The organism is Neomelitea salexigens DSM 19753, assembly GCF_000422345.1.
Taxonomy (GTDB): domain Bacteria; phylum Pseudomonadota; class Gammaproteobacteria; order Pseudomonadales; family Spongiibacteraceae; genus Spongiibacter; species Spongiibacter marinus_A.
In genome coordinates this window covers 43,041-58,143 of the sequence record NZ_AULP01000007.1, presented here as the reverse complement: position 1 = coordinate 58,143, position 15,103 = coordinate 43,041, and the positions used below count along the sequence as shown (strand labels likewise).

The following is a 15,103-nucleotide window of genomic DNA, read 5'->3' as shown; positions in this document are numbered from 1 at the left end:
CTATCGTATTTTGAAGTATGTGGACAAATAATACACGATTAGTAGGAAACTTACATTCAATATGTTACCTCGAATACATGGGGATACTTACGGCTACTTCGAGAATGTCGCCACCGGCCAGAATAACCCCACCAATGACCGCCAGTCCCTGTTGCTGCAAACTCGCTGGGAAGCCAACGAAAACTTTAGCTTGGACACGCAGGCATTTCTGGGGAAAATTCGCGAAAATCTCAGTGGTATCAACTGTTCTGTGCCCAGCCAAGAGGCGCTCTATATACAAGGCCTTTGGGTTGCCCACCCCGGGGACACCGACCCAGCAAACCTGCGGGCCTTCCAAGAAAACTGCGACGCTAACTCTCGCGAGCGTTTGGGCGACCTGAAGTCGAATCAGGGCCCCAACCCGCGCTTACAGAAGGATCTTGATACCGCACTGCTCGCGGCGACCGCTGACTGGCAGATAAGCGACACCATGAGCCTGAAGTCGGTCATTGGTCTGCGCGGCGAGAAGGAAGGCCCAATCCAGGCCAGCGACCCCGATGGCGGCCCCGCGCTGTGGAGCAGCTATATCAACACCGAGGACAGTGACCGGCGCTCCTATAGCTTTGAATTGCAGCTCAATGGTTCCGCCTTTGAGCAACGCCTGCGTTACACCGCCGGGCTATTTGCGATGCAGGAAACCAACAGCGAGAACTTCACTGTATCGAACGTGTTTCGCGGCATCGATTCGCAAACCTTGGCTGAGCTGGCCTTGGGACAGTCGCCCACGCGCCCGGCACCAGGCGGCACCGTGCCATTGGTCGGCTTTGTCGGCGCGCCCCTTGTTGTCTCTGATTTCGAGCTGGAAAACACCACCCTCGCCGCCTTTACTCAAGCCTCCTTTGATATCAGCCAACAGCTGGAACTCACACTGGGCTACCGCATAACCGAAGAGCACCGTCAGTCCGAGCTGACCACCACCGAGGCCGATATGGCGGCAATCGAGCAGCGCCTACTCGGTAGCGGCTTGTTCGGCAACGGCACGAGCGTCGGCGTGTTTGGCCCCGGTGCCGGCGGCTTTTTCCCCTATCTCGGTCCCCTGGGCTGGCGAGACGACCCAGTGAGCATTGCCGCAGCCCTGTTCCCGGACGCCAATGGCGATGCCCTGCACGACTACCCCTTGGACCCGAGTACCCGTCGCAAAGATATTGGCGACGAAACCTTTAGCCAGGCAACGCCAATGGTGTCTTTGGCATATACCCTGCCCGAGCAATGGCTGGACGGCGAGCTGCTAAACAGCGCGATGCTGTATGCCACCTGGAGCCGCGGCTTTAAGTCGGGCTTTTTCGAACCGCGCGGTATTGATGGTCTGCAAAGGATCAACCCAGAGGTCGTCACCAACCATGAAGTTGGCTTTAAAATCGATGCCTTTGAGCGCAGCCTAAGGCTCAATGGTGCACTGTACCATATGGACTTTGACGACCAGCAACTCATTGCCGTCGGATCAGACTCTGCCCAAAACGTTGTTGTGGTATTCGGCAATGCTGGCCAGTCTGAAATTCGCGGCGCGGAGCTGGAATTGTTATGGCTTCCCAGCTCGGCGCTGCAAATTAACGCCAGCCTCAGTATCAATAATTATCGGTATATAGAATTCACCGAGCTGGATCTGCAGTCGGCCATTGTTGGCCAAGAAAAATTTGTTGATCGCAGCAATGAGACCTTTCCTGTCTCCCCAGACAAGTCAGCCTCGCTTGGCGTGCAATACACCTGGTCCGGCGACATCGGCATAGTGACCTCTCGCCTCGACCTCAGCTACAAAAGCGACGTTTTCTACGGTTTTGATCCGGCATCCTATGCCGCCTACAAGGACTCGCCGGAAAAAGCCGGGCAGCCCGCGTATGCATTGCTGGATGGGCGCCTTACCTGGCAAAACGCAGCGGGTGATCTCACCGTTTCGGCCTGGGCAAAGAACCTCACTGACGAGCGCTATCGCATCGGTGTCGTCGCCGTTGCCGACTCATCCGGCACTTACAACGAGGCCTGGGGCGAACCCCGAATGTTCGGCCTAGATCTTCGACAATTGTTCTAACACTGTCAGCACACTATCTATAACAAGGAGAAAACCATGCAAAGCTTCAAAGAAAAAGTCGTTGTAGTTACCGGCGGCGCCAGCGGCATTGGCCGCGCACTCGCCAATGCATTTTTAGAGGAAGGCGCCAAAGTGGTGATCTCCGACGTGGAGAAAACCGCACTGGATAAAACGGCAACCGAGTTAGCCGCCAAAGGGGGCGTGGTGCGCGCGATTGTCACCGACGTATCCAAACCCGAATCCGTCAACGCACTGGCCGATGCGGTGTTCAGCGAATTTGGTGCCTGCCACGTGCTGTGCAACAACGCCGGGGTTAGCGTGCCCAATAACAATGTGTGGGACACCACGCCCAACGACTGGCAGTGGGTATTAGGCGTGAATCTGCGCGGCATCGCCCACGGCGTTCAGGCCTTTGTGCCACGTATGCTGGAGTCCGGTGAAGAAGGCATTATTATGAACACCAGCTCTGGGGACGGCGGCATTTCACCGCTGGCAGACCAATCTGTCTACGCCTCGAGCAAGGCCGGGGTGTCGATCATGACAGAGTGCCTGAACGCGCAGCTTGTCGGCCAGGAAAGCAAATTACGCGCCTGCATCTTCTATCCGTCCGGCGGTATCTTGCCAACGGGCATCTGGACCACACGCCGCAACCGCCCCGCTGAGCTCGCGCGAGAAAAGCCTGCCCCCGAAGGCGCAGAAATGACCTTCGACGAGTTTATGGAGGGCATGAAGCAAATTGGCGTAGACCTGCCGGTGCAAGACCTGGACGAATTGGCACGGTTTGCTCTGGATGGGCTGCATCAGGGCGACTTTGTGATTATGATTGGCCGCGAGTCGATGGAAGAGACACTGGTGGAGCGCGCGCGCAAACTCGCTCGTGGGGAGTGCCCGATTGAGCACGGCTTGCACGCATAGTTACTGAAACCACGCCCACCCCACGTGTAAGAATACCCCATGTGGATGCGCCGCCGGTGCGCCCACATGGGAAACCACAGCAACCGGGAGGGCGCCATGTTAACGCGCGTAGAACACAATTTTGGCCGCGGCCCCGCGGCCTGGCTACACGGCGGAAAGGGCGAGCAGCCGCTGCATTTCGCTGCCGCAAACGGCTTTCCCGTTGCCAGCTACCAGTTCTTTCTACGCCACTTTGCCGATGACTTTTCTCTGCTTGGCATGGAAAACCGCGGAGCCTGGCCGCACGCGCAGCCACCGCGTGGTTTTAACTGGCAAGATCACGCCGACGACCTGATTGCCTTTCTCGAGCACCAACAAACAGCCCCGGTCGTGGCACTGGGACATTCCATTGGCGCATCGGTAAGCGCCCTTGCCGCCGCGCGTCGGCCGGATTTATTCAAGGCACTGGTGATGTACGACCCCGCCACCTTGCCCGGCCGCCTACTACCTAAGTTTCCAAAGCTGATTTCCCCGTGGGTCACACGCCATACCGCCCTCGTCAAACGCACACGCGGGCGGCGGCAGCAGTGGACTGACCACCGCGAATTCATCGACTACCACGCGCAAAAATCTGTATATAAGCGTTTTTCGGAGCAGGCTTTTATCGATTACGCAAACGCTGTACTTAGCCCTAGCGACGATGGCTACCAACTGAATTATTTACCCGAGTGGGAAGCGCATAATTTCAGCCATGTAGACTCCCCCTGGCAGGCGTTAAAAACCATTAAGGTGCCAACGCTGTTGCTACGCGCCGAGCACAGTTACCTCTACCCACCCAGCGTATTTGAGTTTCACGCGCGGCGGTGTTCGCCCAGTGTCGACCACTCTGTGATCGCCGGCGTCGGCCATATGGCCCTCCAAGAGGATGACGAACAAGTTGCCGCCATAACCCGGCGCTGGTTGAGCGAGCAACAACTGCTGTAGATCAACGCTGTCCGCACTCGGCATTCATTTTATCGCACTGGCCTTGCTACACTGAGCCCCTTTCCACAGCGAGGTGAACCATGACGACCATCATTCCGCAGTTCATTAACGGCGAGTACCTGCCGGGACAATCCGCCGAGTCGCAAAGCATTGTCGACCCCGCCACACAGCAGCACCTTGCTACCCTTCCCTACAGCAGTGAGGCCGACATTGAACGCGCTATTGAAGGCGCCGAAAAGGCCTTTGCATCGTGGCGGAAAGTGCCAGTACCCGAACGCGCACGGCTTATGTTGCGCTATCAGCACCTGCTTAAAGCCCACCACGATGAACTAGCCGAGATACTGGCCCAAGACAATGGCAAAACCTTTGAAGATGCCAAAGGCGATGTCTGGCGAGGCATTGAAGTTGTCGAGCAAGCCTGCAATATCCCCAGCTTGCTGATGGGCGAAACCGTTGAGAATGTCGCTCGCGATGTCGACACCTACAGCATCACCCAGCCACTGGGTGTTTGCGTAGGCATTACGCCGTTTAATTTCCCGGCGATGATTCCACTGTGGATGTTCCCCTTGGCAATCGCCTGCGGAAACACCTTCATTCTCAAGCCCTCTGAACAAGTACCGATGACCGCGCTGCGACTTGTTGAACTCTTTGAGGAGGCAGGCTGCCCTGCAGGCGTCTTGCAAATGGTTCACGGTGGCAAACAACAGGTCGACGCACTACTTGATGCGCCGCTGACCCGAGCGATTTCCTTTGTGGGCTCTGTCCCCGTCGGTGAGCATATTTATCGCCGCGGCTGCCACCAGCTCAAACGCGTGCAGTGCATGGCCGGTGCCAAAAACCACATGGTGATCATGCCCGATGCCGACAAAAATACCGTGATCAATAATTTGCTGGGCGCCGCTGTCGGTGCTGCGGGTCAGCGCTGCATGGCGATAAGTGTGGCGGTATTCGTGGGCGATGCCATTCAGTGGCTGGACGAACTTACAGAGAAACTCCGGGCCATTCGCCCCGGACATTGGAAAGACCCCGAGGCCGGCTACGGGCCCTTAATCAGCCCGGCGGCCAAACAGCGCGTGGAGGCCTTAATTGCCGCCGGCGTGGATGAGGGTGCAAACCTGAAACTCGACGGCCGCCAGTGCCAGGTTGCGGGCTTCCCCGACGGCAACTGGCTTGGCCCCACCGTGTTTGCCGATGTCACCACCGATATGCGCATCTATCGGGAAGAAATTTTTGGCCCGGTACTGTGCGCCATGCAGGTCGCCAACCTCGACGAAGCCTTGGCGCTGGTCAACAACAGCCCCTTTGGCAACGGCACGTCGATCTTCACCGCTTCTGGCGCCGCCGCTCGACGCTATCAAAGTGAGGTTGAAGTGGGCCAAGTGGGTATCAACATTCCCATTCCCGTCCCATTGCCATTCTTTTCATTCACCGGCTGGAAAAAGTCATTCATGGGCGACCTGCATGCCTACGGCAAACAAGCTGTTCGGTTTTACACCGAGACAAAAACCATTACCGCGCGCTGGCCCGAGGATGACGCCAGCTCAAGTGCGCCGAATATGACCATTTCTCTGAAATAATTGGCGGGGTCGCCAAAAAAGGCGGCCCCGCTAAAACAAGATGAGCTTTACTTGATTTTCAAACTCAGCGAGCAGGCGGTCGCCGTCGCTGGGTGAGTCCCGCGACACATCGAGAATATCAGGGATCAGGCTAAGGCCCAGCGAGACAATGGCAGCCACGGCGGCATACTTGCTATCGAGATCGAAACGCTCAAACAGCCCGCGTCGATGGAAATCGGTCGCCATATCTTCAACAATTTCACGAACCTCGTTGCGAATTGCCCCTCGCAACAGCGAAGAGCTACCGGCGCGCTCCCTCGCAATAAGAATAAACAGTGGCTCGTTACCGCGGATATACCCAAAGGCCGCTTGCACAGAAGCCTCGATAACCGCCTCTTCTGACTCAGCATCGCGAACACCCTTCAAGACTTGGCGCAACGTGCTACCTACCTCGCTAACCAAGGCCAACCCCAGCTCCTCCACCGAGGAAAAGTGGCTGTAAAACGCCGGGGGACTCAAACCACAGGCCTTGGTGATCTGTCTCAGACTGATACCAGACAAACCACTCTGATCTTCCGCCAATAGGTTCAGGGCCGCATTCATCAACTTTTCCTTGTTCCCCTTGCGACTCTGTTTGGGCTTGCTCTCGCTCATTTTCTCCTCAACTGTGAACGCATTTTTACAAATGTTAACACCATCACACGACTACCGCCCAACAACATTCACACAAACCGTTGATAACACAACAAAAATAGCCCATTTCACGTAACCACCAGTGCCCCGCACAAAATCTTGACACCCGTTAAGTTAATGAACTAAAGTCCATCTTAACACTTGTTAACTTTAATAAGAGGCGATTTCGGATGTCTGCAAACACTTCAAAATGGCGCGACCCAAAGCGCTACCTGTGGGCCATAGGCCTTTTGGTTCCTCTGTTCCCCATCGTTGGCGCGGCCATCTACCTACAAACGGGGCAAATCTGGGGCTGGTGGTTTGCGCCAATAATGGTGTACCTGGTGATACCCGCCATGGACTTCATTATTGGCACTGACCGCTCCAACCCACCAGAGAGCGCTGTCGCGCAGCTCGAGGCAGACCCCTACTACCGCTATATCGTGTATGCCTACATCCCTCTGCAGTATGCCGGTACTCTGATCGCGGTGTGGTTTGCGTGCACCGAACTCGGCCCCTGGGGCATTGCTGGCGCCCTGCTAAGCTGTGCTTACGTGAACGGTATCGGTATCAACACCGGCCATGAGCTCGGTCATAAACGCGATGCGCTTAGCCAGTTCCTGGCAAAGCTGGCCCTGGCTCCAGTCGCCTACGGCCACTTTTATGTCGAACATAATTTCGGTCACCACCGCAAAGTAGCGACACCCGAAGATCCTGCCAGCTCGAAGATGGGTGAGAGTTTTTGGCGCTTTCTGCCCCGTACCGTCATTGGCAGCTTGCGCTCAGCATGTGAAATTGAAAAACAGCGCCTGGAGCGCAAAGGCTACGGATTCTGGACTTGGCGCAATGACGTACTTCAAGCATGGTCGATGACCATTGTACTGTTCGCGGCATGCACCCTCTGGCTGGGCTGGCCTGCCCTGGCGTTTTTGGTGATTCAAGCGGCCCTTGGCGCGTCGCTATTGGAAGTCATCAACTATGTAGAGCACTATGGCTTGCTGCGACAGCAAGACGAGAAGGGTCGCTATGAGCGCTGCCTGCCCAAGCATTCGTGGAACAGCAACCATATCGTCACCAACCTATTGCTCTACCAACTGCAACGCCACTCCGACCACCACGCCCACCCCAACCGTGCATTTCAAGCGCTGCGCCACTTTAACGATAGCCCGCAGCTGCCCTCTGGCTACGCCTCGATGATGATACTCGCCTATTTTCCACCGCTGTGGTTCCGCGTGATGGACCCTAAAGTTGTCGCCCATCACCGTGGCAATCTGAGCCAAGCGAACCTGCACCCACGCAAGGCGCAGAAGCTGAAGCAGCGCTACCAGAGTACTCAGGGCCTCGCCGCCTAACACAATACGAAAACAACCGTCGCCGCCGCACAGGCGGCGCCTTGGTTTTTAATTATGGAGAATCATAATGATAAGAAAGACAGCACTATATAGCGCGCTATCTATCGGACTCTGCCACAGCCCGCAGCTTTTTGCCGCACAGCTGGAAGAGGTAATCGTTACCGCACAGCTGCGTGAACAAAGTCTGCAGGATGTACCAGTTTCAGTCAGCGCTATCGGTGGCGAAAAACTGATGGAAGCCGGGCTGGCAAAAATAGAAGACCTGCAAGCCTACGTCCCCAACTTTACGATGACCGAATCCAGCATCGGCACCGATATTTATATTCGCGGTATCGGTTCAGGTGAAAACCAAGGCTTTGAGCAATCGGTTGGTATGTACGTGGATGGTGTGTACTACGGCCGCGCCCAGTTGGCGCGCGCGCCCTTCCTCGACCTCGAGCGTGTCGAGGTATTGCGTGGCCCACAAAATATCCTGCTGGGTAAAAACAGCATTGCCGGCGCTATCAATGTCGGCACCGCCTCGCCCAGCCAGGAACCCGAGCTGTTTATCCAGGGCACCTACGAGCCTGACCTCGGTGAGCGAGTGATTGACTTTGTAGCCTCTGGCCCACTGACCGACGCACTGAGCATGCGCTTTGCAATGCGCCAGCGCCAGATCGACGGCTTTGTGGAAAACCAGGTTCTCGACCGCGATGAGGCCGAGCGCGACGAGGCAACCTATCGACTGAAAGTCGGCTGGGATCCCGGCGATGACTTCAAGGCCATGCTGAAACTGGAAATTGGCAGCTTCGATGTGGTGGGGCGTCAGTCGGAGATTATTAACGACACGCCCTCTGACTCAGACATCTTTATCTTCACCGGGCGCACCTATGGTGAGATTCTCAACAACACCGTATTCCCGGACTTCGGCGCCGCCAGCGGCGTTTTCGCTGCCCTGCCAGCGCCGGTGCGCAACCTGCTGCAACTGCAGGACAACGGCTCTATTCTGAATATGCAGGCCGATGACTCGGTGCTCGACACCAAGGCCGATCGCAAGCGCCACGCCAATGGCGACTTCAGCTATAACGATACGCAAAACGTCACCCTGAATATGGACTGGTATAAAGATGGGCACACCTTCTCGTCGATTACCGCCTACATGGCTTACCAGTACGATGAGGAGTGTGACTGCGACTTTACCGGCTCACCCCTTTTTCAGGTGGTCATGGAAGAGGAATACGAGCAGTTCAGCCAGGAGTTTCGCTGGATATCCCCCGCGGGCGAGAACTTCGACATGATCGCTGGCACGTACTTCCAGTACAACGATGTCTACTTTTTCGACTCCATTGTTCTGCCCTCAACGTTGGTTCCCCAGCTGATCAATGCTGCCGACCTACTTGAAGGCGGCGCACGCGGCGACATCGACCCCGGTGCCAATGGCAGCAGCGGCTTTGAACTACTGGGTATTGGCGATGCGGGTAACTCGCTGATCGATATTCGCTCACCGCGCGATTTTAAAAGCGACTCGATTATTGCCTCGGCCTTTATGCAAGGCACCTGGATTATCAACCCGAGTTGGCGCCTGACGTTGGGCGGCCGCTATACCTACGAGAAGAAAAGCGGCAGCAGAAAGCTAGAGTTTGGACTGCCGGATGGCTCTCGCCTGCCCATCGGTGAAACCGACACCGCCGCCGCCGTGACCTTTGCCGCCGAGCGCCACGACTTAAAAGGTAAGCGCACCGAGTCACAGTTTGCACCACTGGTAAATATTCAGTGGGATATCAACGACGCGGCAATGAGTTATTTCTCCGCTCGCCGAGGCTTTAAATCGGGCGGCTACGATGCCCGCTCAAACTCCTCGCCTAGTGCCGACCCCACACCGAGTAACCCCAGTGCCGTTGGGCCTAACCCGCAGGTGTTAATCGGTAGCTTTGAGTATGAGGAAGAGCGCGCCACGTCCTACGAGTTAGGTTTAAAAACCACCTTGTTCGACGGTGTTGCCGAGCTAAATACCGCACTGTTTTACACCCAGTTCGACGATCTTCAGGTCAGTGTGTTTGACGGCACCCTGGGCTTCAATGTCGGCAATGCTGCCAGTGCGGTGACCCAGGGTATTGAGTTCGACGGCCGTATCGCACTGAGTGAAAACCTAATGCTTGCCGGTGGCTTAGCGTTTTTGGACTTCGAGTTTCAAAACCACGAATTCGGCACCTGTATTCAGGATCAGGCCCCCGACAACCCCAATGGCATCAACTGCGATTACTCCGGTAAAACCAACCAGTATGCCGCCGACTTCTCGGGCAACTTATTGCTCGCGTACGAAAGTGCACTGGGTGACAGTTTAATGCTGCGGGCAAACCTGGATGCCATCTTCAGCGACGAGTACCACCCATCGCCAAACCTGGATGAGCGCGTAAAACAAGACGCCTTTATTCAGTACAACGGCCGCGTATCACTGTCTGCGGCAGACGGCACCTGGGAGCTGGCGCTGCTGGGCAAAAACCTCACCGACGAGCTGGTAGTGCTGTACGCGGTTGACACCCCCGTGGCCAAGAAAGTCATCGCAGGCACCACCAGCCACCACGGTTTTACCAACCCACCCCGGACGCTTGCCCTGCAAGCCTCTTACCGCTGGTAAGCCGCCGACAAGCTCAGCGCAAACTGTCGTTGAGCTTGTCTAACACCTTCTGACCGGGGCAAAGCTCAGCCTCGGTCAAAGCCTGCAACGGTGTCTTGCTGGTACCGATGATTTCATGCAGGTCCTGGGAATCCTCATCCATATACAACAGCCCGGTGAGAATTTGCTCTTTGGCTCGGTAATCCTTTATCAAGCGCAACGCTGAGCGTCGACTGTTTAAGTCCAATTCTGGATCTGCCTTACGAAGCTGTACCACTGAGCCGTCGTGCAGCGTTACCGCCTTGCTCTCACCTTCGGCATAACTGGTCGAAATTTCCTGCTTAAAGGGAACATAATCCACCGTCCCCGTTGCCGCCAAGTGATCGCGCACATACTCATAACCCTTGGTCGAAGCCGGATTATTATTAAAGGTGACACAGGGTGAGATCACATCGATAAAGGCGAAACCACGGTGACTGATCGCTGCCTTGATCAGCGGCACGAGTTGCTCGCGATCCCCCGAGAAGCTTCGCGCAACAAAACTGGCACCGAGCTGCAAAGCGATGCTGGCCAGGTCGATGGCCTCAAAGGGATTGGGCTCACCTTTTTTACTGGCCGAGCCAACATCGGCGGTCGCGGAGTCCTGCCCCTTTGTCAAACCGTAGCAGCCGTTGTTCTCGACCACGTACATCATATTCACATTGCGACGCACGGCGTGGGTGAACTGGCCCATACCAATGGATGCCGAATCGCCGTCCCCGGAGACGCCAACGTAGATTAAGTCGCGATTCGCCAGATTGGCGCCGGTCGCGACTGATGGCATCCGGCCGTGAACCGAGTTGAAGCCGTGGGAATTCCCGAGAAAGTAGGTGGGTGTCTTCGAGCTGCAGCCAATACCGGAAAGTTTGGCCACCTTGTGAGGGGCAATGGACAACTCGAAACAGGCCTGCACAATCGCTGCGCTAATCGAATCGTGACCACAACCCGCACAGAGTGTCGACAGCGCGCCTTCGTAATCCTTGCGAGTAAAACCCAGCTCGTTAATCGGCTGCTCTGGGTGGCGGAAACTCGGGCGTAAATACGTCATTACACAGTCTCCTTTGCGGCGCGCAGCGGTTGTACTTTGTTCTCGTCAAGGTGGCGGCAAATATCGCTCTCAATCTGCCGAGCGGTAATCGGCATGCCGCCATAGTTTAAGATAGGCACTAAGCGGCGCGGTGAGACCAGGCATTCGTTGACGATTAAGCTGCGCATTTGTGCGTCACGATTTTGCTCAATAATAAAAAGTTGCTTGTGGCTATCAATGAACGCGACCACACCATCGTCGAAGGGAAAGGCCTTTAACCGCAGCGTGTCGACGGCTATACCTGCTCGCGACAGACTGTCTACCGCCTCTCGCGCCGCCTCGTGGCTGGTACCGTAGTAAATCACTCCCACATCCGCAGCGCCGCTCGCGTTGCACACCTCCGCACAGGGAACCTTGGCGGATGCCGTTTGCCATTTCTTAAGCAGGCGCTGCATATTCAATTCGTATTGCGCACTGTCTTCGGTGTACACAGCGTACTCGTCTCGGGAGGTGCCGCGAGTGAAGAATGCGCCCTTCTCCGGATGGGCTCCGGGATAGGTGCGATAGGGTATACCATCGCCATCGGTATCGAGATACCGGCCAAAGCGCTCAGACATCGCCTCTAGTTGCTCGCCGCTATACACCTTGCCACGGCGGTATTCGCGCTGGTCATCCCAACTCAACGGCGGCGACATACTGTCATTCATACCCAGATCCAAATCGCTCATCACAATCACTGGGGTCTGCAACTCTTCGGCTAAATCGAAAGCCTCCGCCGTCATGGAAAAGCACTCCTGCGCCGTGGCCGGAAACAGCAGCACGTGTTTGGTATCGCCGTGGGAGGCATAGGCGCAAGCCATCACATCCGATTGCTGCGTTCGGGTCGGCATACCTGTAGATGGCCCGGCTCGCTGAACATTAATGAGCACACAGGGAATTTCGGCAAAATACGCCAGTCCCAAAAACTCACTCATTAGCGAAATTCCCGGGCCACTGGTTGCCGTAAATGCGCGGGCACCGTTCCAGCTGGCGCCAATCACCATGCCAATTGCCGCCAGCTCATCTTCAGCCTGCACGATGGCGTAGTTTTTATTGCCGCTGGCGGGGTCAATGCGCAAGCGCTTGCAGTATTTATCAAAACCATCGACGACCGAGGTCGAGGGCGTAATGGGGTACCAGGCCGCAACACTTGCGCCACCATAGATGGCCCCCAACGCCGATGCCGTGTTCCCGTCGATAAGGATCGCGTCTCCGACGGCGTCGCGACGCTCCACGCGAATGCCCAGCGGGCAGTCGATGTTCTCCGCAGCGTAGTGGTAACCCAACTCCAGGGCCCGCACATTGGAAGTAATTAGCTTTTCCTTGCCCTGAAACTGGTCGGCCACCAGGCCGGTAAGCACATCAAACTCGATATCCAGCAGCGCGGCGAGCGCCCCCACGTAGACCACATTACGAAACAGTTGCTGCTGACGCGGGTCGCTAAATTCTCGGCGGCACAAATCGCGCAGCGGAATACCAATGAAGGTAATATCACTGCGCAGTAAACGCAGGTCGAGAGGCTTGCTGGAGTCATAGAGGAAGTAGCCCCCGGACTCTAATTCTTTGATGTCTTTCGCCATGCTCTGCGGATTCATGCAGACCATCATATCGATGCCGCCACGGCGACCGAGAAAGCCCTTCTCGTTCACCCGCACCTCGAACCAGGTTGGCAGCCCCTGAATATTCGAAGGGAAAATGTTTTTCGGGCTCACCGGCAGTCCCATACGGAACAGCGCCTTGGCAAACATATTGTTGGCACTCGCCGAGCCGGTACCGTTCACGTTGGCGAACTTGATGACAAAATCATTGACCGCTTCGATACGCTTCATGGCTGTGCTTCCTCGCCGGCTTTGCTAACGCTGTAGTAAAACTGCTGCATATCCCAAGCCGCAGTAGGACAGCGCTCAGCGCACAAACCGCAGTGCAGACAGACATTTTCGTCTTTAACCATGGCCCTGCCAGTTGCGAGGTTGTCGGATACATAAATGGCCTGATCAGGATTGTTCGCGGGCATCCGCAGTTTCTGGCGCAGTGCGCTTTCTTCGTCGTCGTTAACAACAAAACTCAGGCAACTGGTGGGACAAATATCCAAGCAGGCATCACATTCAATGCACAGTTTCTCGGTGAAGACGGTTTGCGCATCGCAATTCAGGCAGCGCTGCGCCTCGTGAAAGGCTGTTTCGGCATCAAAGCCTAACTCGACCTCCAAGCTGCGGTCGGACAATGCTTGATCCAGGTTGGCATGAGGAACGCGATAACGTGCGTCATCCTCAATTTGATTGTCGTAGCTCCATTCGTGAATACCCATCTTCTGGCTGACTAGGGTCACCCCCGGCGGCGGGCGCTGTGTCACCGGTTCGCCACGGCAAAACAGGTCAATGGAGATCGCCGCTTGATGGCCGTGGGCAACCGCGGTAATGACATTTTCCGGGCCAAAGGCGGCATCGCCACCAAAAAACACATTGGGCAGCGTCGACTGGAAGGTGTCCTTATCAACAACGGGCAGTTGCCACTGATCGAACTCAAGACCAATATCGCGCTCAATCCAGGGAAACGCATTCTGCTGACCGATGGCGACCAGCACATCGTCGCAAGCCATATCGACTGGCGGCTCGCCGGTGGGTATCAGCTGCCGCTTGGCGTCTTCGTACACGGCTTTCACTTTTTCAAAGCGCATGCCAACCAGCTTGCCATCTTCAACAAGAAACGCCTTGGGGACATGGTTGTCGTAGATCGGAATGCCTTCCTGCTGGGCGTCTTCCTTTTCCCAGGGTGAGGCCTTCATCTCTTCAAAGGGGCTGCGCACGACCACGCGCACGTCTTCGCCTCCCAAGCGACGGGCTGTTCGGCAGCAGTCCATGGCGGTATTCCCGCCGCCGAGTACCAGCACTCTGCGCCCAACTGCCTGCACATGACCAAACGCCACACTGGCCAGCCAATTGATACCAATATGGATATTCGCGTCGGCGGCTTCGCGACCAGAGATATCTATATCGCGTCCCATGGGCGCGCCGCTGCCAACAAACACAGCATCGTAATCGCTCTGTTCAAGCAGCGCCTTCAAACTGTCAACATAGTGCGTAAAGTGGCTGACCACCCCCATATCTAAAATAGTATCGACCTCTTCATTCAGCACCGACTCAGGGAGCCTGAACGCCGGGATCTGGCTGCGCATGAATCCGCCACCCGCTGGCTGCTCGTCAAATAAGTCGATGTTGTAACCAAGAGGCATGAGATCGCGGGCAACCGTCAGCGACGCTGGCCCGGCCCCCACCAAGGCAATTCGCTTGCCGTTTTTCTTTTTCGGGATAACCGGCAAGCGGTCCTGGATATTCGCCTTATTATCGGCAGCAACGCGCTTCAACCGGCAAATGGCAACAGGTTCCTCTTCCACCCTGCCGCGCCTGCACGCGGGTTCACAGGGGCGGTCGCAGGTGCGCCCGAGCACACCGGGAAAGACATTCGACTCCCAGTTGACCATATACGCATCGGTATAGCGCTGAGCGGCGATCAGGCGAATATATTCGGGAACGGGGGTATGAGCAGGACAGGCATATTGGCAATCTACCACCCTGTGGAAATACTCTGGGTCGTTTACGTCGGTCGGTTTCAATGTTCCCCCTAAATACTATTCTTATTCGGGTTTGAGGAAGCGAAAACGTCTTGTTAGTGGCGATTACAGCATAGCGATATCAAAAATTCATTAGAAAAATGGCGCCATAAATATAATAGAAGGGTAAATTTTTGAGTCAGAGTCCACACACTTCACCGAAGTGACAGAAAAGGTGAACTTTTTGAACTACGGTATTACTAAACCGGTATGACGCGGCAAACCAACTCCGCGATTAATAGCAAGGAGGCGACAATAATACCCACGCA

10 protein-coding genes are annotated in these 15,103 nt (G+C 55.9%); 6 read left to right on the top strand and 4 right to left on the bottom strand.

The window, feature by feature from the left end; all coding sequences use genetic code 11:
- Positions 1 to 61 precede the first annotated feature (61 nt).
- The 4 genes from H573_RS0111410 to H573_RS0111395 all read left to right on the top strand — a co-directional run bounded on the left by H573_RS0111410 (position 62) and on the right by H573_RS0111395 (position 5,520).
- Positions 62 to 2,065 carry a TonB-dependent receptor gene (locus tag H573_RS0111410; RefSeq protein ID WP_027874392.1) on the top strand — a complete coding sequence of 668 codons (2,004 nt, stop codon included), beginning with the start codon at positions 62 to 64 and terminating at the stop codon, positions 2,063 to 2,065.
- Between the two features lie 36 nt (positions 2,066 to 2,101).
- Positions 2,102 to 2,980 carry an SDR family NAD(P)-dependent oxidoreductase gene (locus tag H573_RS0111405; RefSeq protein ID WP_027874391.1) on the top strand — a complete coding sequence of 293 codons (879 nt, stop codon included), beginning with the start codon at positions 2,102 to 2,104 and terminating at the stop codon, positions 2,978 to 2,980.
- Between the two features lie 96 nt (positions 2,981 to 3,076).
- Positions 3,077 to 3,943, top strand: a complete 867-nt coding sequence (locus tag H573_RS0111400) for an alpha/beta fold hydrolase (protein ID WP_027874390.1) — start codon at positions 3,077 to 3,079, stop codon at positions 3,941 to 3,943.
- Between the two features lie 80 nt (positions 3,944 to 4,023).
- A complete protein-coding gene (locus H573_RS0111395; protein ID WP_027874389.1) occupies positions 4,024 to 5,520 on the top strand; it encodes a CoA-acylating methylmalonate-semialdehyde dehydrogenase in 1,497 nt (498 codons plus the stop codon).
- Between the two features lie 30 nt (positions 5,521 to 5,550).
- On the opposite strand, the gene H573_RS17935 is transcribed toward H573_RS0111395, so the two are convergent.
- The gene (locus H573_RS17935) at positions 5,551 to 6,153 is read right to left on the bottom strand and encodes a TetR family transcriptional regulator (protein WP_051171230.1); all 603 of its coding nucleotides are present in this window, start codon (positions 6,151 to 6,153) and stop codon (positions 5,551 to 5,553) included.
- A gap of 209 nt (positions 6,154 to 6,362) precedes the next feature.
- Here H573_RS17935 and H573_RS0111385 point away from each other — a divergent pair, with 209 nt between their 5' ends.
- Together H573_RS0111385 and H573_RS0111380 are read left to right on the top strand one after the other, a co-directional pair.
- On the top strand, positions 6,363 to 7,523 hold the full coding sequence (locus tag H573_RS0111385; RefSeq protein ID WP_027874388.1) for an alkane 1-monooxygenase: 1,161 nt from the start codon (positions 6,363 to 6,365) through the stop codon (positions 7,521 to 7,523).
- Positions 7,524 to 7,590: 67 nt separating this feature from the next.
- Positions 7,591 to 10,140: a TonB-dependent receptor gene (locus H573_RS0111380; RefSeq protein WP_027874387.1), complete on the top strand. Its 2,550-nt coding sequence runs from the start codon at positions 7,591 to 7,593 to the stop codon at positions 10,138 to 10,140.
- A gap of 13 nt (positions 10,141 to 10,153) precedes the next feature.
- Here H573_RS0111380 and H573_RS0111375 read toward each other — a convergent pair whose 3' ends face one another.
- Genes H573_RS0111375 through H573_RS0111365 form a run of 3 tightly spaced genes read right to left on the bottom strand, consistent with a single transcriptional unit; the run spans position 10,154 to position 14,837 of the window.
- The gene (locus tag H573_RS0111375; protein ID WP_027874386.1) at positions 10,154 to 11,206 is read right to left on the bottom strand and encodes a 2-oxoacid:ferredoxin oxidoreductase subunit beta; all 1,053 of its coding nucleotides are present in this window, start codon (positions 11,204 to 11,206) and stop codon (positions 10,154 to 10,156) included.
- Positions 11,206 to 13,053 (bottom strand): 2-oxoacid:acceptor oxidoreductase subunit alpha, encoded by a 1,848-nt coding sequence (locus H573_RS0111370; protein ID WP_027874385.1) that lies wholly within the window; start codon positions 13,051 to 13,053, stop codon positions 11,206 to 11,208. The genes H573_RS0111375 and H573_RS0111370 overlap by 1 nt, the downstream gene beginning before the upstream one ends.
- Positions 13,050 to 14,837, bottom strand: a complete 1,788-nt coding sequence (locus H573_RS0111365) for an FAD-dependent oxidoreductase (RefSeq protein ID WP_027874384.1) — start codon at positions 14,835 to 14,837, stop codon at positions 13,050 to 13,052. The genes H573_RS0111370 and H573_RS0111365 overlap by 4 nt, the downstream gene beginning before the upstream one ends.
- Positions 14,838 to 15,103: the final 266 nt, after the last annotated feature.